Genomic DNA, 23,725 nt, shown 5'->3' on the forward strand with positions numbered 1-23,725 from the left:
AGCAATCCGAAAAGTTTATAAACCCTCCCTCTGCTCTAATCTCGGACGCGCCCCGGTGGTGTAGCCCGGTCAATCATGCGGGACTCTCGATCCCGCGACCCGGGTTCAAATCCCGGCCGGGGCACCAAAACCTTTCTCGCGGGCCCGTGGCTCAGCCTGGTCAGAGCGCCCGCCTGATAAGCGGGAGGTCCGGGGTTCGAAGCCCCGCGGGCCCACCATAACAGTCCTTTCTTGCGAAAGCGCTGGTGGAAAGCTAGTATGCGATTCTAACAAGCTAGTTTTTAAGTGGGTTTACTTATCGAGTTGCTAGATTTACAGGATTTTCTCACAGTATAGCGCTCGAAGAGCGCTAAAAGAAAGTTTGAAATCAAAAGTAGTGAGGAAGTTTCGAGCTTAAACCCACGTGAGCTGCCTTTTTGGAGGCATACGTCTCAACACGCGAGCTAAACAAGAAGGGCGCACTTTTGGTCAAGCTTTTTGAAAAAGCTTGAAGGGCAAAAGTTTCACCAAAGAGGGAATGTCCTTTTAGATTGCTGAGTTTCCAGTGATTCTCATAACTAACTAGCAGTTTTAGAGGGGTTTACTCACAATATAACGCTTAAAGGGCGTTAAAAACAAGAAAATCCACACTTCTCTGCCTATTCATTGCGAGAATCCCAATCCACAGCCAATTTTCGAGGACATTCAAGATTTTTCCAAAAGCTTCCTTTGAGCAGAGAATTTCTTTACAAATTGGTCTATCCCTTTGTGCAGTCGTGCCAGCTGGCCATTATCTTCTTTCTGCAATTGCCGAAAGACTTATAATCTCTTAGAGTTAGCAATGATTATGCTGGAGAAAGAAAAGGAAGCCCTTGCCAAGAGAATCGCGGGTGAGATAACCCTTTCTTCTGACCCCGGCAAGACAATGAGGAAATGGCGCGAGATCTTCGGCATAAGTCAAACTGAACTTGCTGACTATCTAGGAGTTTCATCTTCAGTCATTAGCGACTATGAGGGTGGGAGGAGAAAAAGCCCCGGCGCCTCGACAATAAGAAAATTTGTTGAGGCCCTCCTTGAGATAGACGAGAGGAGGGGTGGCAACGTCATAAGAGCCTTTAGTAAGACGATTGAGGGTGAGCTCCCGACGGATGCTATTCTCGATATTCGTGAGTTTGCAGTTCCAGTTCCGATAAAGGAAGTTGTCGAGGCCGTTAAAGGTGAGGTTGCTGCAAACCACGACCTTCTTGACAGAAAGATATACGGCTACACCGTAGTGGACAGCATACGGGCAATCCTTGAGATGAGCAGCGAGGAGTTCCTTAAGCTCTACGGCTGGACGACCGAGAGGGCGCTGGTGTTTACAAAGGTGACCACCGGCAGGAGCCCCATGATAGCAGTCCGCGTCCAGGGCCTTAAGCCGGCCGTGATAGTGCTACACGGCGTCAAAAAGCTCGACGAGCTGGCAGTTAAACTTGCCGAGCGTGAAAGGATTCCTCTTGTGGTATCGAAGGCCTCAAGTGAGAACGAACTCATCAACGGCCTCAGGAAGCTGGTCGAGAAAACTGAAAAGGAGTTTTAGATGACTTTTGTCCATCTTTTGCTCTTCCCGGAATCTTTTGATAATCATTGTCAGGTGAACCTCCTTAATCAAACACCTATTTGGTTTCACCGAACTCATTCAATACGCATATTTGAGTAATATTGTCAGAAACAAAACATTTATAACGTCCTAAAGCCATACCCCTGTGGTGGTCTCAGATGAACGTCTTTAAAAACCCAATAGAACTCTTTGAGAAGTACAAACCGACCCCCCTGCTCAGGCTTTCCCTTTCGGACGAGAGGGGGGATGTATTTTGCGAAGTTAGAGTTCTTTAACCCCTTCAGCAGGAGCATAAAGGACAGGGCTGTTTTTAACCTCGTGATGAACGCTCTGAAGCGCGGGGACATCAACGGCACCAGACGGCTTTTTGAAGCGACTTCCGGAAACGTCGGCATATCAATGGCAGCCATATCGAACATTTTTGGCGTTGAATTCAGGGCCTATCTACCTAAACCAACTCCAAAAGCGACAGTGAGCCTTTTGAAAGTCCTTGGAGCAGAGGTCGTGAAAACAGACTTTGAGGTAATTGACCGGGAGATGATTGAATTCGTCAGGGATGAGGCAGAGAAAGTGGGGGCAGTGAACCTGAACCAGTTCGAGAACGACGACAACTTTGAGGCCCACCACAGGTACACGGCGAGGGAAATAGACGAACAGCTCAGGAGCATAGGAGCGAGCCCTGATGTAATAATCGCTGGAGTCGGGACTTCTGGACACATAGCTGGTATTGCGAAGTACTTCAAAGAGCGCTACGATACGAAAGTCATCGGGGTGATTCCTGCTAAGGGCGAGAAGATTCCTGGCATAAAACGGCTCGAAACAAAACCTAAGTGGTTTTTTGACGCTGGCATTGATGAGGTCGTCGAGGTAACACAGAGGGAAGCGATTGAGGGGTCCATCCAAGTGGCCAGGAGGGAAGGCATCTTAATAGGCCTCAGCTCTGGTGCCGTGGTCAGTGCCTTTGAGAGGGTTAGAGACAAGTACTCCGGAACGGCGATCCTGATATTTCCAGACGACGCGTTTAAGTACGTTGAGGTGTTTGAGAAATACCTATGCGAGGATCAGTGAGTTTTAACTTATTTCTCGGGTTGTTCTTCTTTACTCCATTCTAATTTTGCATCATAGCCATAGTGGATGTTTTTAAGCTGACAGCAAAAAGGTAATAAAGGAAAAAAGCTTCACTCAAGTTCTTTCCTTCTCCATATCCCCTCTTCCGCCAGCTTCGTTAGCCTGTCCCTTATGTGGAGCAGAACATCGCTGAGGTTCTTGCCGTTGTCGTACTCTTCTATGATCTTGAGGAGCTCTTCCCTGCTGTAGTCTTTCATCTCCCTCGCGAGCTCTATCATTCTTGGGTAAGCCCTTACGATGTTGTCCACTATGGTTATGTCGGCCATCCTGGCGCTCCTTGAGAGGGGGTTTAGGTCAACGGTAACGACAAACTTGCCCATTCTTACAAGTGCCTCCGTTCTGTCACCGTCTTCGAGGGGAACAAGAACCACGTCGGCCTTCCATATGCCGTTTTCATCAACCTTTCCGCGCTCGTGCTCAAGGCCAGGAATTCTCTTCGTCGGGTTGATACCGAGTATCTCTATCTCTGGGTCGTACTTCCTAAGCTCCTCTGCTATGGCCTTAACTCTCTCCTCCGTGCGGTAGAAGAGGTTTATCTCAAGCTTCGCGTTGATGACCTTTGCCAGCTCGATGGTCTCCTTTGGAACGAGAGCTGCGACGTTTCCGTTCACTGAGATTACTGGATGCTCCGCCAGAAGGAACTTCGCAACGGCGGCCCTCATTGCCCTCTCAGCCGGCTCTATTGTTTTCTCACCGATAAGGTAGTCAAAGGCCTCTCCGCGTCCGTGAGCTATTAGTCCGGCTTTGGCCGTCATTCCCTTCTCCATCCCCTCTATTATTTTTTCACGGTAGTAGAGGCTCCAGTAGCGTGGGTGACTCTTCGGGATGTTCACCATACTATCACCTGCTCACAGTCTGCTGAACTAACTAAAAAGTCTTGCCTGTCGAAATAGAGCTTTCTCCTTTCTTTAAAGAAGGCCTTTCAAGGTTTTTCTGACAGAAATGGGGGTTCTAAACCTTTGGTTCAAAAAAAGCGTATAAACCTTGAGTTCAAAACTAATGGTGAACATATCTGATCACGTGTTCGAGGTGGTGCACTGTGGGATATAAGATAACAGCCAAGGAGAACCTCTCGGTGATAGACTTCTTCATGGAGGTGGAAGCGCCGCACGTGGCCCGCTCTTGGAAGCCGGGACAGTTCCTAGTCCTCATCGTGGACGAGAAAGGCGAAAGGGTGCCGATGTCGGTTTACTATGCGGATGAGGATACCGGAAGGGTGGGCATGTTCATAAGGCGCCACGGCGTCACGACCTTCAAGCTCTGGTATGAGAAGCAGGTTGGAGATGAGCTTCTGAGCGTTGCCGGGCCGCTTGGGAAACCAATTGAAGTCAAACACTACGGCAACGTTGTTTTTGCCGCCGATGCCGTCTGCGCCCAGGCCGAGTGCTACGCCACCCTCAAGGCGATGAAGGAAGCCGGCAATTACACCATAGCAATCCACAGCTTCGAGACCAAAGACCACGTCTATCCTGAGAAGTTCCTCTCGAAGCCCGTCGCCGATGAATTCTACATAACGACCGAGGACGGGAGCGTTGGAAGGAAGGGCCACTATCTTGACGTCCTAAAGGAGTTGATTGAGCAGGACAAGGTTGACATTGTTTTCGCGGGTGGAAAGCTTGGAAGCCTCAAGAAGCTCGCAGAACTCACTAGGCCCTACGGCATTCCCACAATAACCACAGTGAGGCAGATAATGGTGGACGGAACCGGGATGTGCGGCTCGTGCAGGATTCTCTACGACGGTGAGGTAAAGTTTGCCTGCAGGGACGGGCCAATGTTCGACGCCCACAAGGTGGACTGGGACGACGTGATAAGAAGAGACTCCCGCTTTGCCGAGCAGCAGGCCCTTGCGAGGGAAAGATATCTCGCCAAGCTCAAGGAGAAGGGGGTGATCTGAATGGCCAGGAAGAGGCCCAAGCTTATCAAGGAGAGAGTTCCGACCCCCGAGATTCCAGTCGGAGAGAGGGTAAAGAGCTTTGTCGAGGTGAACCTCGGCTACGACTTCGCCTCTGCCGTTAAGGAGGCTGAACGTTGTTTGCAGTGTCCCGTTGAGTACGCTCCGTGTATTAAGGGCTGTCCCGTTCACATCAACATTCCGGGCTTCATAAGTAAGCTCGTTGAGCACCGCGACGATCCGGACAAGGCCGTCAAAGAAGCTCTAAGGGTAATCTGGAACGACAACACCCTGCCATCTGTAACCGGAAGGGTCTGTCCGCAGGAAGACCAGTGTGAGGGTGTCTGTGTGATGGGCAAGGTTGGAGACCCGATTAACATCGGCAAGCTGGAGAGGTTTGTGGCGGATTACGCGAGGAAGCACGGAATAGAGGAGGAACTCCTCTGCGAGTTCGAGGAGAAGTGCACGGGAGAACTTGGAAAGGTTGCCGTCGTTGGGGCAGGCCCAGCTGGTCTCACCGCCGCTGGAGAGCTCGCGAAGATGGGCTACAAGGTTACCATCTTCGAGGCCCTCCACAAGCCTGGGGGGGTCCTCGCCTACGGAATCCCTGAGTTCAGGCTTCCGAAGGAGATACTCGACCACGAGCTGGCCAAGCTCAAGCGCCTGGGAGTCGAGATAAAGACGGACCACGTCGTTGGAAGGACTGTCACCATTGAGGAGCTCCTTCAGGAGTATGACGCCGTCTTCATTGGAACTGGAGCGGGAACGCCCAAGCTCCTTAACGTTCCAGGAATACTACTCGACAGGATTTACTCGGCCAACGAGTTCCTCACGAGGGTCAACCTCATGAAGGCCTACGAGTTCCCAGAATACGACACGCCGATAGCCATAGGGAAGAAGACGATAGTCATCGGCGCCGGAAACACGGCGATGGACGCCGCCCGCTCTGCCCTCAGGCTGGGAAGCGAGGTGACAATAGCCTACCGCCGTGGAAGGGAGGACATGACTGCTCGTATCGAGGAGATCAAGCACGCCGAGGAGGAGGGCGTCAAGTTCGAGTTCTTCCTCCAGCCGGTTGAGTTCATAGGCGACGAGAACGGCAGGGTCAAGGCAGTCAAGTTCGAGAAGATGAGGCCGCTTGAGGAGAGGGACGCAAAGGGCAAGAGGAAGATAGTTGGCACCGGCGAGTACGTAACGCTTGAAGCGGATACTGTTATCATAGCAATCGGTCTCGAGCCGAACAGGATAATCACCGAGACTTCCGGCCTCAAGACGAATCCGAACGGAACGCTTGTTGTGGATGAGAATCTCATGACCAGCATACCGGGTGTCTTTGCCGGTGGAGATGCGATAAGAGGAGAGGCAACTGTCATCTTAGCTATGGGCGATGGAAAGAAGGCCGCGAAGGTCATCCACGAATACGTACAGGCGAAGAAGAAGGCCAACGCCTGAGCCTTTTCTTTACCATTCCCTTTTTCTTGATCCGAAAACAAGGCCGTGTTTGAGGTAGTCCATGAATTCGCTGTTCAGGAAGCTTTTGGTGAACTCAAGCGTCTCCTCAGGGGAGAGCCACTCGACGTCCTCCGGAACGCCCTCAACCCAGAGGTAAACAAGTTCGTCTCCTTCCCGTGCAATCAGGAGGGTGTAAACTTTGACGCCGTGTTCGAGAGCTATCTTGACCTCCCTTCCGACGAGAGAAGTGAACTTCCCGAGGGGAGCGATCGCGACGAAGTAGTCCGCCTTGGGGATGTATTTGCTGGTATCCCTCATTCCGTACTTTGAGGGAATGAGTATATTATCGGTGTTGAGCTTCTCACGGATTATCTCAACTATGGCCTTCTCCGTTTTGGTATTGTAAAGTAGGGTAGGCTCGCTCAGATAAACGAACGGTCCGGTTTTTTCCTTCTTTTTCCTGAACAGCCCAAGCATGGGAACACCTCAGGTGGGGATAATGTCATCATCTCGACATCAGGAGGGATGACACTCCTCATCGGTCAAGTCCACTAACGGAGAGGACTTATTAAGGTTTAGGGCAACGTTCAATTGGTGTGTAAAATGCGCATTATACCTCTCGCCTCGGAAAGCCTTGGTGTTAGGAGCTTGGCGACTTTCGTTGAAGCTGGAGGGCTGAGGATACTGATTGACCCGGGTGTAGCCCTGGGGCCAAAGCGCTATGGACTTTCACCGGCGGAGATCGAGCTAAAGACTCTCCAGCAGATGAGGAAGAAACTGCAAGGCTACGCGAGGAAGGCAGACATCGTGACTATCTCCCACTACCACTACGACCACCATACGCCGTTTTTTGAAGGCCTCTACGAGAGCTCCAGTGAGGAGTACGCAAGGGAGATTTACGCCGGAAAGATTCTCTTCATTAAGCATCCAACCGAGAACATCAACTTCAGCCAGAGAAAGAGGGCGTGGGCCTTCCTCAAGAACGCCGAACCTATAGCGAAGAAAATCGAGTATGCTGACGGAAAAAGCTTTGACCTCGGGGGAATCAAGCTGGAATTCTCTCCAGCCGTTCCGCATGGAAGCGAAGGATCAAAGCTTGGCTTCGTTGTCATGGTTCTCATCGATGACGGGAGCAAAAGAATAATCCACGCCAGCGATATACAGCTGTTGAACAGAAAGGCCGTTGAGTGGATAATCGAGAAGAACCCGGATTTGCTCATAACCGGAGGCCCGCCAACCTACCTCGGTCCAAAGGCGGCTGGTTCGTGGGAGACAGGAGTTAAGAACCTCAACGAGATAATCCGCGAGACGGACGCTGAGGTTATCCTCGACCACCACATAGTTAGGGACAAACGATATCCGAAGTTCTTCGACGAGCTTGAAAAGAGACCAAAGACCTTCGCCGGCTATCTTAAGGTCGAAGATAGGCCGCTTGAAGCATACAGAAAGGAACTTCACAAGATCGAAAATGGGGAGGAAGTGGAGGTTCCCTTCGGTTTATAATCTCGCCGATCCCAGTTCTTTCATACCCTGGCGGGCTCAGTACCAAAAACCCCTTATATAAAGCGGTTCAATTATCCTTCAGGTGAGAGCCATGAGAGACTTCTACATTGCTCATGAAGAGGATATAAGGGCCGGTAAAACGACCGACGTTTACTTTATTAGAACCCAGAAAATCCTCCGCGAGAAGGGGATAAGGAAGAAGGTCTTCGCCGACGTTTCAACGACTTCACTTCCGCACGGCTGGAAGTGGGGTGTTTTAGCGGGGATAGAAGAGGTCGCGAAGCTTCTCGAGGGCCTTCCGGTGAACGTCTATGCGATGCCTGAAGGAACGATATTCCACCCCTACGAGCCGGTTCTGCAGATAGAGGGCTACTACGACGAGTTCGGCATCTACGAGACGGCCCTCCTCGGAATGCTCAGCCAGGCGAGCGGAATCGCCACCGCCGCCCTCAGAGTCAAGATAGCGGCAAAGTTCAAACCCGTTTACTCCTTCGGGATAAGGCACATGCATCCAGCGATAGCCCCGATGATAGACCGCTCGGCCTTCATCGGCGGGTGTGACGGCGTTTCAGGAGTACTGGGGGCGGAGATGATAGGCGAAAAGCCCGTTGGTACGATGCCTCACGCATTGATCTTAACAATAGGCGACCAGGTGAAGGCTTGGAAGTACTATGACGAGGTCATGCCCCCGGAAGTCCCGAGGACGGCCCTTGTTGATACCCTCTGCGACGAGAAGTTCGAGGCTTTAATGGCGGCAGAGGCCCTTGGAGATAGGCTCAACGCCGTAAGACTGGACACTCCTGGCTCGAGGAGGGGCAACTTCAGAAAGATCGTCGAGGAGGTTCGCTGGGAGCTGGATTTAAGGGGGTACAAGCACGTCAAAATATTTCTCAGCGGAGGACTGAACGAGGAAAGCCTGAAGGAGCTGGCAGATATGGCCGATGCCTTTGGTGTGGGCAGTGCAATAGCGAGTGCAAAGCCGGTTGACTTTTCCCTTGATATCGTGGAAGTCGAAGGAAAGCCGATAACGAAGCGCGGCAAGCTAAGCGGAAGGAAGCAGATCTACCGCTGTGAGAACGGCCACTACCACCGCGTTCCCGCTGATAAGGAGCTTGAGAAGTGCCCGGTCTGCGGCGCTAAGGTCGAACCTCTCCTGAAACCGCTCATAGAAAACGGCGAAATCGTTGCTGAACTTCCAAAGGCGAGGGAGATACGGGAGTACGTTCTGGAGCAGGCGAGGAGATTCAACTTGAGCCTCGATTGAGCATTTTTTCTCTCATTTTTCTTTGAAAGTGAAAAGTTACTAAAAAGGGCAAGAAGTGTTTTAAAAATCAACCCAGGGTGGCCTGAACAGCGAGATCGGCCCTGACAACACCGTAGCCGTAGTCGGCGTCCCATCCTGGGCTTCCAAGGTCATCAGCCGTTATGTGGAGGATTCCCCTCACGGTGTCTTTGCTCATGTCGTCGAAGGTTCCAACTGGCAGAATCTTTCCGTACTTCTGGTAGTAGGCCGCCTGTATGAGAGCAACGACACCGCTCACGTGCGGGGTGGCCATGCTGGTTCCGCTGAGGGTGTTGTAGCTGTCGTCCGGGTAGGTGCTGAGAATGTCAACACCAGGGGCACTTACCTCGGGCTGGCGGTTGCTCCAAGATGCAACCTGATTGTTGCTGTCAATCGCGCCAACGGCAATGACCTCCGGATAAGCGGCAGGATAGCTTGGGCTGGAAGCACCGTCGTTACCGCTGGCGGCTACAATGACTATGCCTGCGTTGTAGGCCTGGATTATCATATCGTGGAGGTAGCTGTCGTCAGTAGAACCTCCAAGGGACATGCTTATGACCTCGGCTGCGTCATCGTCAGGGTCACCGGCGATTATCCCATCCCCGTCTTTGTCGGCAACTCCATCAGGGCCGAGTATGGCCTGCTCAATTCCTATGGCTATGTCGCTGTAAGAGCCGCTTCCGCTCGCGTCAAGAACCCTTATCGAATAAATCTGAACTCCGGGAGCGACTCCAACAACGCCGATGTCGTTGTTAAGAGCAGCTATCGTTCCGATGACGTGGGTTCCGTGGCCATTGTAGTCTTTGCACTGGGCTGGATTCGTTGTAACTCTGCCTTGGAGAGTGCTAACGCACCAGGCTATGTTGTCAGCTAAGTCGGGGTGGTCGTAGTCAACGCCAGTATCGAGAACGGCAACCTGAATGACACCGTTGCTTGAGCCGTCGGTTATGCTCCAGGTCTCGGGAGCCTTAACGCGTTCAATTCCCCATGGAATGGTCTGTGCTGGCTGGGATGAGCCGGGTTTGCCGACTCCAGCGGGCTTTCCGAGAAGAACCGCCTGATGGTCGAACTCGACCTTCTTGATGCCAGGTATCTTCTTGAGCTTTCCAACGGCATTGGCTGGAACATCAACGACAACAGCAGGAATAAGCTTAAACTGGTAGACTATGTGTCCCCCTATCCCGAGAACCTCGTGCGGGTTGAACTTGGCCTTGTCAACGCTGACAATGACCCTTATTTTGTTTTGGCCCTCTGCACTCGCGGGAACTGCAAAGAGTGCCGCCAGCAATACTATGGACAGCACCAGGGCAATTGTTTTTCTCATCTATGGACACCTCCATTCTGAAGTGTGCAATAAAATACATCCAAGAACATCTAATAAGCTTTTTGTTTTTCTTCTGGGACTGTTGTCAATACTAATTCAAAAATTCATCATTTTGACCTGGACTTTGGCAAAAAATGTTCAATATCTCAAATTATTCCCGGATAATATTGACTGTATGTGTAAGATCAAGTTTTAAGTTTGAGACGGGATTATAACAGATGTGAACTAAGGGAGGTGCATTCCGATGTACCGTCTGCTGTACCCCATGCGGACGTATCTCGTGGTCTCAGGAAAGGATGAAGAGACCAACATCATGGCGGCAGACTGGGTCACGGTGCTTTCACACAGACCCTTTATGGTGGGTGTTGCCGTTTCTCCAAAAAGGTACACGCATAGGCTCATAAAGAAGTACGGTGAGTTCGTGATCAGTGTACCAACCCTGAAAATGCTCGATGATGTTTGGATCGCTGGAACCAGAAGCGGCCCCTCAAAGCTGGGGGAGATGAACATAACACTGGTTCCATCAAAAAAGGTCTCAGTTCCAAGCATAAAGGAGGCTGCCGCCAACATTGAGTGCAGGGTCGCTGATGCGAGGGACTACGGCGACCACACCTTCTTCGTCGGTGAGGTTGTGGACTACACCTACTATGAGAGCGTCTTCAGTCCGAGGAGCGTCAGCATTAAGGTAGGGCTTCTCGCTCACGTTTCCTGGGCGGACTTCGTCACCTTTGAGAAGCGCATCTACAAGCCGACGGAAAGGCTTTAACTTCCCGCATTCTTTTTCCAACTATGTTCCTTGAGTACCGAGGCCTCAGGATAAAGCTCCACCCCCAGGTGTATGAACCCGCTGAGGATACTTTCCTGCTTTCAGAGAACCTTGCGGTCAAGGAAGGGGACATCGCCCTCGATATGGGTACGGGAACGGGAATAATAGCCCTGCTCATGGCAAGGAAGGCCCGCTGGGTTCTGGGAGTAGACATCAATCCCATAGCCGTCGAGCTTGCAAAAGAAAACGCGAGGATAAACGGCATAACCAACGTCGAATTTCGACTCAGCGACCTTTTTGATAACGTCTCGGGCAAGTTTGACGTTATAACTTTCAACGCTCCTTACCTGCCCGGCGAGCCTGAAGAGCCGATAGACCTCGCCCTCGTTGGTGGTGAAAGCGGCAGGGATGTTCTCGACAGGTTCATAGATGATGTTCCCAGTTATCTAAAGCCGGGAGGAGTGGTTCAGATAGTCCAGAGTTCAATAACCGGAGTGGAAGAGACCCTCAGAAGGCTGGAAAAAGCGAGACTAACTGCGAGAATTGTGGCTAAGAAGCACATCTTCTTTGAAGATATCGTGCTGATAAACGCTTATGCCAGGGAGTAGCGCTTGATCTCGTGAAGGAGTTTTACCTTCGGTTTTTCGGCGTCGCTGGCATCGTCCTCGAAAAAGTCAATTTTAATCTCCCTTGCTTTCAGCTCTCCAGTTGGTTTTATTCTCTCGAACATGGAGAAAAAAAGGTGGAAACTGCTTTTAAACCTTTCGCAGATTGACGAAGCATTTTTCGTCAATAAGAATCAATTGGTCACCTCTGACCCATCACATTTTTAAAAACCTCCCCTGAGTTGAACCTAGAGAGAGGAATTAGGTGAGGCTAATGGCGATAACGTTCGTATCGACCCCTAACATGCCAGAGGAGATAGTCGAGCTGTTCAAAAAACAGCATTACGCAATAGTGGGTCACCACAGCGGCGTTAAGCTTTGCCACTGGCTTAAGGAGAGCCTTACAAAGGGCCGCTTCTGTTACAAGCAGAAGTTCTACGGCATAGCGAGCCACCGCTGCCTCCAGATGACCCCGGTTTTGGCCTGGTGTACCCACAACTGCGTCTTCTGCTGGCGCCCTATGGAGGGCTTTCTAGGAACCGAGCTTCCACAGCCGTGGGATGATCCAGCGTTCATCGTTGAGGAGAGCATAAAGGCGCAGAGGAAGCTCCTCGTGGGTTACAAGGGCAACCCAAACGTTCCGAAGGAGAAGTTTGAGGAAGCATGGAACCCGAGGCATGCTGCCATAAGCCTATCAGGTGAGCCGATGCTCTACCCCTATATGGGTGACCTTGTTGAGGAGTTCCACAAGAGGAGCTTTACCACCTTCATAGTCACCAACGGAACCCTTCCCGAGAGGCTTGAGGAGATGATAAAAGAGGACAAGCTCCCGACCCAGCTCTACGTCTCTCTAACTGCCCCCGACCTTGATACCTACAACCGCGTGAACGTCCCCATGATCCCGGACGGCTGGGAGAGGATAAAGGAGTTCCTGAAGCTTATGAGCGACGCCCAGACGAGGACGGTGATAAGGCTCACGCTCGTCAAGGGAGAGAACATGCACAACCCGGAAGGCTACGCCAGGCTGATAAAGCTCGCCAACCCAATGTTCGTCGAGGCCAAAGCTTACATGTTCGTGGGCTTCTCAAGGAACAGGCTTACGATAAACAACATGCCGAGGCATGAAGAAATAAGGGCTTTCGCCGAGGAGCTGGTGAAGCACCTCCCGGGCTACCACATTGAGGACGAGTACGAGCCAAGCAGGGTCGTCCTTATAATGAGGGACGACGTTGATCCAAAGGGAAGGGGTCTAAAGGGAAGGTTCATTAAAGATTGAGCGTTGACTTTTCCTTTTGATTTCCCTTTATTCTGTCGAATTCAAGGGATGGGAAACTTTTATTTATTCTCATGACAACGTTTTCCTTAGGTGGTGAAGGTATGCGTGCAAGTTCAAGGGTGTTAATCGTGGTCTTCACTTTGATGATCATGACCGTTCCCATTACCAGCGCCTCAGTGCTGGATCGGTCGATACTTTACCTCTCAAGTGCCCCGGAGTATGTTACTAACGTTAGAGACTCATCCCTCCTCTTAATGGCTCTGAGTTCCCTCTATGGAAAAGTTGAGAACCAGTCAATTGTTGAAAGTTCCATCCTGGAGCTGGTTGATTATCTTAAAACCGCCCAAAATCCCGACGGTGGTTGGGGGTACTACCCAAATGAGGTCAGTAACCCGTTGGATACTGGATATGCGCTGGCTGCCATTGGAGGTGTGAAAAATCTCCCCATTAAGAGCATTGACGTTTCTAGCGAAATAAGGTCTGGTATTAGATACCTCTTGGACTCTTTCAATGGTCATGGGTGGGGATACAGCCCGGAAACTCCTGCGGATCCGTATCTAACAGTTGTTGCACTCTGGGGGTTGGGTGTAAACGGATATACAATCGACGACCCGACTGTATCCAAGGCTGTCTCATATCTGGAGTCCTTCGATGAAACATCCCCCAAGATGGTTGCCCTGAAGCTTATCGCGTACCACTACGTCGGTTATGACAACGTCTCCCGCCTTATTGGGGCCGCATATGACATGCTCTCGGGGGAGCTGACACCGGACGAGAGGGCCATGCTCACGTACGCTCTCACGCTGTATCCCGAAAACATAACCTCAGAACTTCCCCGTTCGCTGGTGATACTTGAGAGCCTCGGCTCCCACAACGAGACCTTCGTCCTCACTGAGCCTATGTGGCCTCTCCCCGAGCTGGATTCCGTCACTCCGACTTCCTTTGCAGTCATGGCCTTTGCTTCCCTTTCGGATGTCATCTCCAGGGAGGAATACCCAACGGTTTCCCAGATGTGTGATGAGATCCTTTCACTGCAAAACCCTGATGGCGGCTGGGGTTACACTCTTGGAGAAGATTCCCGGGCCAAGCCGACTTATTATGCCCTTGAATTTTTGAGCCTTTGCACCCCCAAGCCTCAGGTTGCAATTGACAAGGCAGCGGCATGGGCGGAAAACCATCTAAAGTCCGCTATGGAAGAGGTAGAAACAAAGGGCATGCTCACCCAGGACTTCTATTATACAGCATTAATCCTCGCCAAGCATTCCTCTATGACCCCCGAAGAGAGGCAATCTCTCATTGATTTCATAAACGAATACAGGTATTCAGGCTTTGCGTGGGTAGGATTCTTTGCGATACCGCAGCCCCTCCAGACGGCGATGGGAATAAACCTGCTCAAAGCCCTAAACGTTAGTGACGTTGATGCTCCTGCCAACTGGCTGCTCTCCCTTACTGACGGAGGCTGGGGACTGCTCATAAACTACCCATTCACCATTATGAGCTCCCCCGACGTACCCACCACCCTTCTAGTCCTTGAGGCCCTGTCAGGGGTGGCGAGTGAAGATGAACTTGAGCCTCATCTTGACTGGCTCCTCGCTCAGAGGCTCGAAAATGGGCTCTGGGGCCATTATAAGACGAGCGTAGACCTCTTTGGCCAGGTTACAACGGCTCCCCCCTCGATTGAGTACACCGTTAGGGCGCTTGAACTGCTCAGGGAATATGGATATGGCCTGAACTACTTTGACATGGCAAGTACGTTGCTACAGGACGTAGAGAAAAGCAACAGAATAATAGAGAAGGCTTTAGTATTCAAGTTTGCTGTGGAATCCGGCTTCTTGCCGCCAATTCTCCTCTCGTCCGTGGTTGCAGAGCTGGGCAATGGGGCCTGGTACGTGCACTATAGCACTGCTTATGCTCCTGCTGCGGAGGATATAAGCGAGATTATTGAGTCATTCGGCGGCGTACCGCTTCTTAAAGAAGGTGACATGAACATAGAACTCACGGGCAACCACGTGTTTGTGGGTTCATTCGGAAGCTTTGATATCGGAGTTTACAACCCCTATGTCAATATCTCTGTTGCGGGCAGCTATGTCGAGATAAACGGTAGAAAATACTCAAAGGACGGTCTGGTGGTCATAATTCCGGGTAGGACACAGAGCGGCTACGTCCTCATACTGTTGATGGATGAGAAGGTTCTCCCAGCAATTGATTTGATCATTAACCCAACGATGGTTAAGTATCTGCACGGTGCTTACGTGGTGTTCAGCGTTAGGGACCTCAATGGGGACGGCGCAATAACTCCTGATGAGGTCAAAATACTTTTTGAGGGGTGATAACGTCTTGAGGGCCTTGATAATAGGAATTGGGCAGTGTGGGACGAAGATAGCTGATCTGTTTGCACTGGTTGACTTCGATGCAATCGCCCTGAACACCTCTAGGGGGGACCTAGAATACCTCAAGCACATTCCCCACGACAGGAGGATACTCATAGGGGAGAGCATAACTGGCGGCAAGGGAGTCAACGCCAACCCGTTGCTTGGAAGAGAAGCTATGAAGCGTGACCTGCCCCTGGTAATGAGGAAAATAAGCTCCATCGTGGGCTATGAAGACGTGGACATCTTTTTCCTCACCTTCGGTTTTGGCGGGGGGACTGGTGCGGGAGGAACCCCAGTTTTAGCGGAGGCCCTCAAGGAAGAGTACCCGGACTCACTTGTCGTTGCTATCGGGGCGCTCCCACTAAAGGAGGAAGGGATAAGGCCGACCATAAACGCGGCTATAACGATAGACAAGCTTTCCAAGGTAGCGGACTCAATTATAGCCATTGACAACAACAAGCTCAAGGAGAGCGGAGATGACATAAGCAGGGCATACGAGAGAATAAATTACACCATCGTGGAGAGAATAGCTTCCCTCCTTGCCTTGGTGGACGTGCCCGGCGAGCAGACCCTCGATGCGAGCGACCTGAAGTTCGTTCTGAAGGCATTTGGCAGCTTTGCAACCGTTGGTTATGCCAAAGCAGATGCCTCCAAGGTCAAAAACCTCTCCAGGCTTATTCTCAAGTCCTTTGAAAGTGAGGGTCTATACTTGGATGCCAACATTGAATCTGCCCTCTACGGCCTCGTCGCCATCCACGGACCGCATGAGGTACTGAAGGCAAGCGACATCTTTGAGGCGCTGGATTATCTCACATCGAAAATAAGGGGCAAACAGATATTCCGGGGATTCTACCCGGATCCCCGGGAAAGGGAAGTCGAGGTCGTCACGCTCTTAAGCGGGATATACGAGAGCAAGAGCATCGAAGACATTGTCAGGACGGCTAAGGAATACGCAAGGTCTTTCATGCAGGCAAAGAGTGAGGCCGAAACGAAGAAGAAGGAACTGCTCACTGGTCTTCCTGACTTTGATGACGTGTACCCGAGTTTGGAGGCAACAGGTTCAGATGATTCCGAAGGGTTTGTGGAGTACCGGGAGGTATCCCGATGAGCATGGTAAAGGACTCCGTTGAAGCCGCCCTCGACCTCGATGAAAAGTCCGTCTACTCCCATATAGCCCACGAAAGCGCTGAGGATATCATCAGGATAATCTCTTCCATAGACGCCGAGCGGGCCAGGCTTCGCGGGGAGGTAATCTACTACACTGACGACTGGGACGATCTAATCAGGCAGAGGATAGCGAAGGGAAAGAGACATACGGCCTTCGACTTCTACAATCCCGCCCTTCTCGACATCTGGGAGGCTAAAGTGAAGAAGGTAAAGGCTTTGAAGAATGCCGAAAAAATTGCCTATACCCTGTATGCTTTTGTCATTGCGCTCTCAATTGGCCTCTTGTTCTTAGCTGGGTCTCTCATCATACTCCCGGTTCTGTCAATTGCCCCGCTGGTGCTCTTCCTTAGAGGGTGGATCAGGGACAGAATGGACCTCAGCTACTATGAGCTAACGCAGTTCTTTATAGACGAGATGGCCGAACTCGTGAGGAGGCATGGGCTGAGGCCTGAGAACTATCGTTTTAAGCTCTTTGGAAACGATTATTTTGGCGTTAAAGCGTTTAACCAGCGCTCTAGTACTTTTGTTGTCGAAGTAGAGGGTAATGATTAAATAGACAGCGCCGTATTAGTTAGTGAACGGAGGGGAACATTCGTGAGAAGGGGCCAGATATCGCTTGAGTTCATAATAATCTTCGGACTGTTTACGATACTACTCCTGTACTCCATACGGAACACGTCGTTTAGTGAGGGCACGCCCTCGGTCGAAACACTCAAAATCCAGACTGCCCTTGAGGAGAAAAACCTCGCAAACACGATCTCAAACACAATCAGCCAGGTCTATGCTCAGGGGCCGGGCTCCAAGGCGACATCCTACGTCAAGCTGGTTTATCTTAGGAACCCCTCCTATCTTGAGAGGGCTTGGAATGTTGAGAACCCGAAAATATTCATAACCTACGGACACCTCCAAGGGGGACCATCCGATAACGGTACCTATGTCATGGTTATTAACGGTACTGAAACAACGAACGTTGCTCTGAGCGGTGACAATAAAAACATATTCTGGAGCAGATCATTATACGCTGTCAACCTCCTCGGGAACTCTGCCGTTTGGAATTCCACATTTGGAAACAGCACTCAAATTAAGCTTGAGGGGTCGAGCACCTCCACAACTGTCTATGGTCTTGTAATTCCCCCCGAGACGTTGCCTCCCTATCTGAGGATCGTCGTGGAGTGGACCCCGGGATGGAACCCCCAACAGGATGAGATGTGGATCTATAACGGGACTGCGGGGGAGATACACATCTACATCAACCCGGGTGAATCGTGATGGGACGCGGGCAGCTGAGTATTGACGTTATCTTTGCGTTGACTCTGATAACCCTCACCGTGCTTAGTTTAGTTTCCCTTGCGTCCCACCAGGTAGAGAGTGCGGAGCTCATGGACAAAACATCAAAGCTCAAGGTCTTTGCGATAGATCTAAGGGATACCGTCGTCAAGGTTTACTCCTCGGGGCCAGGGTTCTCTGTTAAAAAAACGGTACCGATGAACCTTAGTGCGGGCGATGAAATAACCGTTGTGCTCAACTCTACCTCTGGACGTCTTGAGGTCTCGGCGGTGATAGGTGGTGAACGCTACAGGGTTTATCAGAACCTCCCCGTCCCCCTCGTGGCGACCAGTAGTGTTACCTTAAACTCGGCCTCACCAGACCTCTGGGTTTATGCCACCTACAACCAAACGGCGGGTGCCATTGATGTCCGCGTTAAGAAGTAGGGGCCAGACGGCCCTTGAAATGCTGTTCATAATGGCCGTTATCTTCATGGGGATAGTCGTCATTCTCCCCCCTTATATGCAGAACAACTCCGAGGTTTCGGCCCTGGCTGGAATAAGGTCAGTTGCCTCGGACGTTGCATCGTACGTCAGCGTTGGCGTGATCGCCGAGAACAGAACCGAGTTTGACCACCTTAATAACAACATTACCGCTCACTATGATTACCTCTCTGGAAAGTTTGTATTCGAGGGCCTGAAAGTGCAGGAGGAGACCGATGAGGGCATGAAAGTTCTGGTTAAGTTTAAAACCCTTGGAGAGAGCAACTCAACGGTTGATGCCCAACTCGTGAGTGCCGTTGGCGAGGCTATGGTTGAGACCCTGAAGGAAATCAGGGGCTTCAGCGAGAGGGATGGTAGGCTGTACTACGACGGGATTGAGATTGTGCTGAATGTGAGCGTGAACTATCAGTGGGGGGAGTTCCCGTGAGGAGGGGGCAGATTTTTTCTCTGGATGCAATGCTATCACTCGTTATAATAATAATGGTGGTGGGAACTGTTTCGGCTACCTCTGAGAACCTTAAGAACGAGATAACATCTCTCGTTGGCTGGTACGAGAGAGCAAACATAGCGGGGAACATGCTTGATGTGCTGCTCAAGACCCCGGGAGATCCTGAAAACTGGACCGATGATCCTGCCAATGCGGTAATGGTGGGCATAGAAAGCAAGCTGATCCCGGGGACTGTTGATTTTTTAAAACTTAAGGCCCTCAACTCCTCACTTGAAGAAATCGCCCCGATTCTCCAGAAACTGTCGCAGGGCAGGGACTTCATGATTGAAGCATACGTCTCAAAGTATAACGTTTCGGTCAGTGGGGGCAGTTTTCCTGCGGTATACCTGGACAACTATGAATTTGATGGGTCTGCCTTTGTTTTCGAGAAGGCATCTGGCACTGAACAGAAAAAAGTTCCGATAGTGGATATTTTTGTGAAGGTTGCCCCATCTGGACAAACTTACACGGCTGCCAATATTTGCTCATACTTTGCCTCAAACCAAAATATGGATCTTGACCCGGGTTCATATCTTAGGGTTGTCGTAAACACGAGCACCAGGATTGGCAACCAAAACAACAAAGATCTCGTTGTGGTGCCGCCAAACACGACTGTAGAGATATACGTAAACCAGTCCAACTCCAATGGTAATGACAATAACCAGGGGGGCGGTGCCAGCAACCTTCAGCTGTCTGTCGACTGTGATAACAGTGTCCCAATCAGTGTCCAGATAACAGGACAGGGAAACGTTATAGTAAGGGTTTCTGGGAAAACCGGTGCCAACCTTAGGGTGGAGAGTAAGTACGTCTACCCAATACTGCTCTGGGAACAAAGGAAGCCCTCGTATAGGTTCGGAGTGATCGCACTCTCTAACGGGACAATAGAAGCTCAACGGGATATTTCGGTTCTAAAAGCATCAATGAACGCTTCTCCGTGGATAGAAACGAGCAGGCGTCTTACCATTGTTTCAAAGAAGGTAGTTGATCTCTCCAGGCCCGCTTCGGCTACTGAACCCGTGATATACGGAGTTCTTCGTTATTCGTTGCCGAAGAGTGGCTACTTTGTCGTTAATGCTGGGTCGGTTCCCCAAGTTGATCCCCAGAGTGAGGACATAGTTGTTGAGTACGCTCACTTTGTAGTGGCCAGCGATAACTACACAGCTGCCATGGGCATCTTCTACAATGCAAAGGAAGATAAAGTCGGTGCCGCTATATCAAACACTCCCGGTTCAAACTTTACCGTCTACTGGGGCAACTCAACTTCCGTTAAGGTTCCGCTGGGAGCGCTGTTTCCGACAGCAAAGAGAGGGAGCTTTATCGCAATGTGGAAGTTCTGGGAGAACCAGACTATTCAATTGGACATGTTCACAGTCCCTAATCTGGATCCATACCTTCTCCCGAAGCAGGAGGAGATGTTGATATACCTGTACGTGTGGGATGAGTCATGAGGAGGAGAGGTTTCATATTCACGCTTGATGCTCTGCTCTCGTGGGTGCTAGTGGCGCTGGTGCTGATAAGCATAGCGTCGGTAGTTGAGACTTCAATGCCCTTATATACTTCGACTATGCAGAATGAGAACAAGGCTCTAGCGGAGGGGATTCTCAAAACCTTCAGGACTGTTCCGCTGAACCAGTTAGTTTCTCCTGAACAGATAGATGACTGGATTAATAAGAGCGTTCTAGATTTGACTTATGTTTCTCCGGATATGCCCCCGCTTCAGATCGTTGCAACTTACTGGGCGCTGAACAATCCAACATACCGTCAAAACGCCGAGAAGATAATGAGCGCCCTCCTCTCGAATTTCACGAAGGGATACAAATATCAGCTGATCATCAACAACTACACTTCCCCGTACCTTACCTTTGATAACTCCTACGAGAACGCCACCGATGTTGGCTCGGCCACGATGATGGTCAGCGGTTATCTCTTAAACACAAACCCTAGGGGCTATGTTGCTAAGGCTTATCTGACGAAGATTGTAACTGATCAGAGAAAGCTCGTTGGAATCCAGAGGGTTCTTGCTGGGGGAGAGTACTGTTCTAATCTAGAATATACTCCTCCCACCTTTAATTGGTACCCCCTTGAAGTTGATTTATTAAACATCTCCTATCAAACACCTCCGGACGACAACTCTGTAGTATCTGAAGGAAGGTTTCAGCTTAGGGGACGGTATAGTGGGGGTACAGTCAACGCCGATTGGGACTTGAATGGCTGGTATGTCTATTATTATAATGGCTTAGTAGAACTTTACAATGGAAATCTTCTCATTAATCTTTATATTACGTCCCCAGAAGTCATTGATAGAGGAAGCACCTACGAGATTGAGAGATACACAGTAGATGAAGTATATGTCGAGGATAGTTATGGTAACTACGTTGATATTCACCTAAACTCTGGTATTTATGTGGAGATAACCTGGAAAAAGAATTGGCGGGGCAGGTGGTACATATCTTCATCTAAGGCATATACAACAAATCCCGATATTAGATACTACTCCTGTGAGGATTACGACGACAACTCCCTCAATGTCAATTTCACCATTGAGCTTCCTTCGGATGCCTACGTAACTGACGCGATACTCAATCTGGCGACGAGAGCCGGTGAGAACGTTGACTTTAAAATAAACGGAAACACAACTACAACGACAGGCGTTAGGGCCCTAGACGTTACTCAATATTTCCACAATTCTACAAATACAATATCCGCTTTCTTCTACAATCCCCAATGGTATGAGATGGGTTTCGGGAGTGGTAGTTGGATTGACATAGGCTATGTTACTTCAACTCCTCAGGCCGATGATCCGGGTCTGGTCAGGCTCTACAGCGTAACCAGTGAGGGGACTGGAATCTACTACCTGAACTCCCTCTTTGTTCCGGGAAAAGTTACGGGTATCGAGATAAACCTTACATTCAGCGGCGTGCACGAAGTTAGGGTTTACTACTCCAATGGTACTGCACTCAACCTTATCTATGAAAACACGAGCATCACAAGGAATAATTTGTACCTTGACAATTCCACGATAATGGCCGGGCTGCTAAACTATACCACTCTAGAAGACCTCTCCAAGAAAAACTTCAACATCGTAATCATGCTTGATGCTGAATATGACCCTACTAAGAGCAGGCCAGTGAGATATGCTGGCCAGGACTATCATGTTGAATGGAACAACGAGAGAGTTCTCTATGGGTATCCATATTCGTGGATAGAAATATCCTATGTTCCGACCGTTATGACAAATAGGTTCTATATCCCAATGGAGGAAACTTACGAATTAAGCTCCGGAGATGGAAATGTTTATTCAGACATTGCTTACACAATGCTGTTCTCCTATTATCTTCCGAACAAAGCGATCCCATGGTACGTGGACGTCTGGAGTGCCATCAGCTTTAGTGGGTATCCGCAGGGTACAACAACAATATACGAGGGCCTCGATGGAAGTTACAAGTTCCTTGAATTTCCTCTGGATCTGTACCTTATAAGAGTAGCATATACGAGGCTCGTGGATGAGATTATGGTTCCTGGGCAGACTAATGAATTTAAGATCGTTAGCAGTTCCGCTGATTATGGTTTCAGATACAGGGACAGTCGCGCAATCGTTCACTACTTCCTGAACGGCTATGCCCCCTACGGAGACGTGTTTACGTACTACGCTCAGGATAACGCCTGTGGGTACAATCTCACTTACTGGTACAACATGACGGGGAACGTTAAGAACGATACAGTTATAGTTGGAAACTGCAAGCCCTCAGAAACTCCGGTCAATAAATCTGTTGAGGAACTGGATCCATCAAACTACGCTCTCGATGACGCCATTGTGCGCCTCTTCTTACAGCTGGGGGCAGATGAGGACCGCTGGAAATCTCATCTGGGGGACAGTGAGTACATCCCCGGTGGACGTGAGAACCCCATAAGAGTCAGGCTGATAGGGGTCGCAGGAAAGGCCATTGGCATCAGGAACGTCCCGACTTCTATTGAACCCATTACGGTCACCCTGAGGATATGGAGGGGAGGCTGATGCGCAGGGGGTACCTAATAAACATGACCGTGCTGCTCCTCCTGATACCACTCCTTCTCCTCGCCGCCACTTACGAGAGCATCTCCAGCGCAATCGTCGTAAACCAGGCGGAGAGAAGTTTAATGGAGAGGCAGTATTTCAGCATGGTTACTCTACAAGATGATCTACAGAACGCCGTTGATTTGAGCTTCAAGAGGGCATACATTTCCCTTACTGAGTACGTCATCAACAATACGAACACCACCCAAAGATTTGTCTCAAACGCGTCAGAATCTCTCGAAGAGCTTATGAAGTACGGGACAATAGGTGGAACTATCAGTCCTACTATGGGGGACGTCACTCTGGAGTCTTGGTATTCTAATTTCGTCAATCATCTTTCTTCGATGGGAATGAGCATTGAACCATCTACTCCGGAAGAACTTTTTAATTCTCACATGGAGATGCTTATCGGGCCTATTGACTCGTTCCACGTCGCAGTTAGGGTGAAATTGAAGAACATAACGATAACTGACAGTTCGGGTAGAATACGCTACTCGGGTGATTTTCCTGCTGACGGCTACGTGTACTCAATAGTCAGTGTTGAAGGTTTCGAAGACCCGTTTATTGTGGTTGAGTTGAACGGTCTTTACACCAGAATAATAGAGCCCTGCAGCAATCCATATCCCGGTGAAGAGTTTGGGTATTATAACATCTCGAACTCCACCCAGATTGAGGAGCTTGTCTTGGATTGGTGCTATCTCGGCCTTAACGATACTGTGGATGTAAAATATCCGACGATCCTTGAACGGTTTGAGGGGAATATGCGCAACCATCAGTACTACCTCAATGTAGCCGCCGAGCTTCGCAAAGAACTCGGTATCACAGGGCTCCCGCTGGGCCTTGTAACGTTCTTAGTCCCATCCCCACAATCCGACCCGACACTGCTCGGAGCGCTTGTCAGTCTTGGTGCTCATGCCCCATCAACCTATACAAGCGTTGATTATTACTACCTGAAATGTGCCATAGAGGGCGCTTGTTTCCCATACTTTGAGAATACTGATCAAATTTCCGATGAGTATCCAACGTTCAGGCTTGACCAAACAACCAAGAAGCTGGTGTTCAATCAATGA

General features: G+C 50.2%; 23 protein-coding genes and 2 tRNA genes. 20 read left to right on the top strand and 5 right to left on the bottom strand.

The features are described from left to right. Positions 1–49: 49 nt before the first annotated feature. From A0127_RS06820 to A0127_RS06835, 4 genes are all read left to right on the top strand, one after another. Positions 50–127, top strand: a tRNA-Glu gene (locus tag A0127_RS06820). A gap of 13 nt (positions 128–140) precedes the next feature. Further along, a tRNA-Ile gene (locus tag A0127_RS06825) sits at positions 141–218 on the top strand. A gap of 608 nt (positions 219–826) precedes the next feature. Further along, entirely contained in the window at positions 827–1,558 is a 732-nt protein-coding gene (locus A0127_RS06830; RefSeq protein ID WP_062390877.1) for a helix-turn-helix domain-containing protein, read from the top strand. A 267-nt stretch (positions 1,559–1,825) separates the two neighbouring features. Then, a complete protein-coding gene (locus A0127_RS06835; RefSeq protein ID WP_062389662.1) occupies positions 1,826–2,647 on the top strand; it encodes a cysteine synthase family protein in 822 nt (273 codons plus the stop codon). A 110-nt stretch (positions 2,648–2,757) separates the two neighbouring features. On the opposite strand, the gene A0127_RS06840 is transcribed toward A0127_RS06835, so the two are convergent. Then, a complete protein-coding gene (locus A0127_RS06840) occupies positions 2,758–3,543 on the bottom strand; it encodes a 4-phosphopantoate--beta-alanine ligase (RefSeq protein WP_062389665.1) in 786 nt (261 codons plus the stop codon). A 203-nt stretch (positions 3,544–3,746) separates the two neighbouring features. Between A0127_RS06840 and A0127_RS06845 the strand changes: the two genes are divergently transcribed. Together A0127_RS06845 and gltA are read left to right on the top strand one after the other, a co-directional pair. Continuing rightward, on the top strand, positions 3,747–4,601 hold the full coding sequence (locus tag A0127_RS06845) for a sulfide/dihydroorotate dehydrogenase-like FAD/NAD-binding protein (RefSeq protein WP_062389668.1): 855 nt from the start codon (positions 3,747–3,749) through the stop codon (positions 4,599–4,601). Beyond that, a complete protein-coding gene (gene gltA / locus A0127_RS06850; protein WP_062389670.1) occupies positions 4,602–6,050 on the top strand; it encodes an NADPH-dependent glutamate synthase in 1,449 nt (482 codons plus the stop codon). 9 nt (positions 6,051–6,059) lie between these two features. On the opposite strand, the gene A0127_RS06855 is transcribed toward gltA, so the two are convergent. Further along, positions 6,060–6,527, bottom strand: coding sequence for a hypothetical protein (locus A0127_RS06855; RefSeq protein ID WP_054841094.1), 468 nt, complete (start codon positions 6,525–6,527; stop codon positions 6,060–6,062). Positions 6,528–6,653: 126 nt separating this feature from the next. Here A0127_RS06855 and A0127_RS06860 point away from each other — a divergent pair, with 126 nt between their 5' ends. Continuing rightward, positions 6,654–7,553 (top strand): MBL fold metallo-hydrolase, encoded by a 900-nt coding sequence (locus A0127_RS06860; protein WP_062389673.1) that lies wholly within the window; start codon positions 6,654–6,656, stop codon positions 7,551–7,553. 91 nt (positions 7,554–7,644) lie between these two features. Next, entirely contained in the window at positions 7,645–8,817 is a 1,173-nt protein-coding gene (locus tag A0127_RS06865) for a nicotinate phosphoribosyltransferase (protein ID WP_062389676.1), read from the top strand. A 67-nt stretch (positions 8,818–8,884) separates the two neighbouring features. Here A0127_RS06865 and A0127_RS06870 read toward each other — a convergent pair whose 3' ends face one another. Beyond that, a complete protein-coding gene (locus A0127_RS06870) occupies positions 8,885–10,159 on the bottom strand; it encodes a S8 family peptidase (RefSeq protein WP_062389679.1) in 1,275 nt (424 codons plus the stop codon). A gap of 244 nt (positions 10,160–10,403) precedes the next feature. Here A0127_RS06870 and A0127_RS06875 point away from each other — a divergent pair, with 244 nt between their 5' ends. Continuing rightward, entirely contained in the window at positions 10,404–10,925 is a 522-nt protein-coding gene (locus tag A0127_RS06875; protein WP_062389682.1) for a flavin reductase family protein, read from the top strand. Between the two features lie 23 nt (positions 10,926–10,948). After that, complete coding sequence (locus tag A0127_RS06880; protein ID WP_062389684.1) at positions 10,949–11,533, top strand: HemK2/MTQ2 family protein methyltransferase; 585 nt, start codon at positions 10,949–10,951, stop codon at positions 11,531–11,533. On the opposite strand, the gene A0127_RS10605 is transcribed toward A0127_RS06880, so the two are convergent. Further along, complete coding sequence (locus A0127_RS10605; RefSeq protein WP_197463566.1) at positions 11,518–11,655, bottom strand: hypothetical protein; 138 nt, start codon at positions 11,653–11,655, stop codon at positions 11,518–11,520. The two genes, A0127_RS06880 and A0127_RS10605, sit on opposite strands and share 16 nt — an antisense overlap. A gap of 149 nt (positions 11,656–11,804) precedes the next feature. Between A0127_RS10605 and twy1 the strand changes: the two genes are divergently transcribed. Further along, positions 11,805–12,806: a 4-demethylwyosine synthase TYW1 gene (twy1, locus tag A0127_RS06885; RefSeq protein ID WP_062389687.1), complete on the top strand. Its 1,002-nt coding sequence runs from the start codon at positions 11,805–11,807 to the stop codon at positions 12,804–12,806. Here twy1 and A0127_RS10610 read toward each other — a convergent pair. Then, positions 12,796–12,969 (bottom strand): hypothetical protein, encoded by a 174-nt coding sequence (locus tag A0127_RS10610; protein ID WP_197463567.1) that lies wholly within the window; start codon positions 12,967–12,969, stop codon positions 12,796–12,798. The genes twy1 and A0127_RS10610 overlap by 11 nt on opposite strands. Here A0127_RS10610 and A0127_RS06890 point away from each other — a divergent pair. From A0127_RS06890 to A0127_RS06930, 9 genes are read left to right on the top strand one after another with little or no spacing between them, the layout of a single operon-like run. Continuing rightward, complete coding sequence (locus A0127_RS06890; protein ID WP_062389691.1) at positions 12,956–15,136, top strand: prenyltransferase/squalene oxidase repeat-containing protein; 2,181 nt, start codon at positions 12,956–12,958, stop codon at positions 15,134–15,136. The two genes, A0127_RS10610 and A0127_RS06890, sit on opposite strands and share 14 nt — an antisense overlap. A 7-nt stretch (positions 15,137–15,143) precedes the next feature. Continuing rightward, on the top strand, positions 15,144–16,286 hold the full coding sequence (locus A0127_RS06895; RefSeq protein ID WP_062389694.1) for an FtsZ/tubulin family protein: 1,143 nt from the start codon (positions 15,144–15,146) through the stop codon (positions 16,284–16,286). Next, the gene (locus tag A0127_RS06900; RefSeq protein WP_062389697.1) at positions 16,283–16,897 is read left to right on the top strand and encodes a hypothetical protein; all 615 of its coding nucleotides are present in this window, start codon (positions 16,283–16,285) and stop codon (positions 16,895–16,897) included. Before A0127_RS06895 ends, A0127_RS06900 begins: the two co-directional genes overlap by 4 nt. 42 nt (positions 16,898–16,939) lie before the next feature. Further along, positions 16,940–17,614, top strand: coding sequence for a class III signal peptide-containing protein (locus A0127_RS06905; protein WP_062389700.1), 675 nt, complete (start codon positions 16,940–16,942; stop codon positions 17,612–17,614). Beyond that, positions 17,614–18,057 (top strand): hypothetical protein, encoded by a 444-nt coding sequence (locus tag A0127_RS06910; RefSeq protein ID WP_062389702.1) that lies wholly within the window; start codon positions 17,614–17,616, stop codon positions 18,055–18,057. The genes A0127_RS06905 and A0127_RS06910 overlap by 1 nt, the downstream gene beginning before the upstream one ends. Continuing rightward, positions 18,038–18,541, top strand: a complete 504-nt coding sequence (locus A0127_RS06915) for a hypothetical protein (protein WP_062389704.1) — start codon at positions 18,038–18,040, stop codon at positions 18,539–18,541. Before A0127_RS06910 ends, A0127_RS06915 begins: the two co-directional genes overlap by 20 nt. Then, positions 18,538–20,049, top strand: coding sequence for a hypothetical protein (locus A0127_RS06920; protein WP_062389706.1), 1,512 nt, complete (start codon positions 18,538–18,540; stop codon positions 20,047–20,049). The genes A0127_RS06915 and A0127_RS06920 overlap by 4 nt, the downstream gene beginning before the upstream one ends. Beyond that, on the top strand, positions 20,046–22,616 hold the full coding sequence (locus tag A0127_RS06925) for a hypothetical protein (RefSeq protein WP_062389709.1): 2,571 nt from the start codon (positions 20,046–20,048) through the stop codon (positions 22,614–22,616). Before A0127_RS06920 ends, A0127_RS06925 begins: the two co-directional genes overlap by 4 nt. Continuing rightward, entirely contained in the window at positions 22,616–23,725 is a 1,110-nt protein-coding gene (locus A0127_RS06930) for a hypothetical protein (RefSeq protein WP_062389711.1), read from the top strand. The genes A0127_RS06925 and A0127_RS06930 overlap by 1 nt, the downstream gene beginning before the upstream one ends.

Origin of the sequence: Thermococcus peptonophilus, from assembly GCF_001592435.1 — an archaeon.
In the GTDB taxonomy this organism is placed as follows: domain Archaea; phylum Methanobacteriota_B; class Thermococci; order Thermococcales; family Thermococcaceae; genus Thermococcus; species Thermococcus peptonophilus.

Coding starts and splice junctions, on each gene's coding strand:
- A0127_RS06830 (WP_062390877.1), top strand. CDS start 827: ATGCTGGAGAAAGAAAAGGAAGCCCTTGCCAAGAGAATCGCGGGTGAG.
- A0127_RS06835 (WP_062389662.1), top strand. CDS start 1,826: ATGTATTTTGCGAAGTTAGAGTTCTTTAACCCCTTCAGCAGGAGCATA.
- A0127_RS06840 (WP_062389665.1), bottom strand. CDS start 3,543: ATGGTGAACATCCCGAAGAGTCACCCACGCTACTGGAGCCTCTACTAC.
- gltA (WP_062389670.1), top strand. CDS start 4,602: ATGGCCAGGAAGAGGCCCAAGCTTATCAAGGAGAGAGTTCCGACCCCC.
- A0127_RS06855 (WP_054841094.1), bottom strand. CDS start 6,527: ATGCTTGGGCTGTTCAGGAAAAAGAAGGAAAAAACCGGACCGTTCGTT.
- A0127_RS06860 (WP_062389673.1), top strand. CDS start 6,654: ATGCGCATTATACCTCTCGCCTCGGAAAGCCTTGGTGTTAGGAGCTTG.
- A0127_RS06865 (WP_062389676.1), top strand. CDS start 7,645: ATGAGAGACTTCTACATTGCTCATGAAGAGGATATAAGGGCCGGTAAA.
- A0127_RS06870 (WP_062389679.1), bottom strand. CDS start 10,159: ATGAGAAAAACAATTGCCCTGGTGCTGTCCATAGTATTGCTGGCGGCA.
- A0127_RS06875 (WP_062389682.1), top strand. CDS start 10,404: ATGTACCGTCTGCTGTACCCCATGCGGACGTATCTCGTGGTCTCAGGA.
- A0127_RS06880 (WP_062389684.1), top strand. CDS start 10,949: ATGTTCCTTGAGTACCGAGGCCTCAGGATAAAGCTCCACCCCCAGGTG.
- A0127_RS10605 (WP_197463566.1), bottom strand. CDS start 11,655: ATGTTCGAGAGAATAAAACCAACTGGAGAGCTGAAAGCAAGGGAGATT.
- twy1 (WP_062389687.1), top strand. CDS start 11,805: ATGGCGATAACGTTCGTATCGACCCCTAACATGCCAGAGGAGATAGTC.
- A0127_RS06890 (WP_062389691.1), top strand. CDS start 12,956: ATGACCGTTCCCATTACCAGCGCCTCAGTGCTGGATCGGTCGATACTT.
- A0127_RS10610 (WP_197463567.1), bottom strand. CDS start 12,969: ATGGGAACGGTCATGATCATCAAAGTGAAGACCACGATTAACACCCTT.
- A0127_RS06900 (WP_062389697.1), top strand. CDS start 16,283: ATGAGCATGGTAAAGGACTCCGTTGAAGCCGCCCTCGACCTCGATGAA.
- A0127_RS06910 (WP_062389702.1), top strand. CDS start 17,614: ATGGGACGCGGGCAGCTGAGTATTGACGTTATCTTTGCGTTGACTCTG.
- A0127_RS06915 (WP_062389704.1), top strand. CDS start 18,038: ATGTCCGCGTTAAGAAGTAGGGGCCAGACGGCCCTTGAAATGCTGTTC.
- A0127_RS06925 (WP_062389709.1), top strand. CDS start 20,046: ATGAGGAGGAGAGGTTTCATATTCACGCTTGATGCTCTGCTCTCGTGG.
- A0127_RS06930 (WP_062389711.1), top strand. CDS start 22,616: ATGCGCAGGGGGTACCTAATAAACATGACCGTGCTGCTCCTCCTGATA.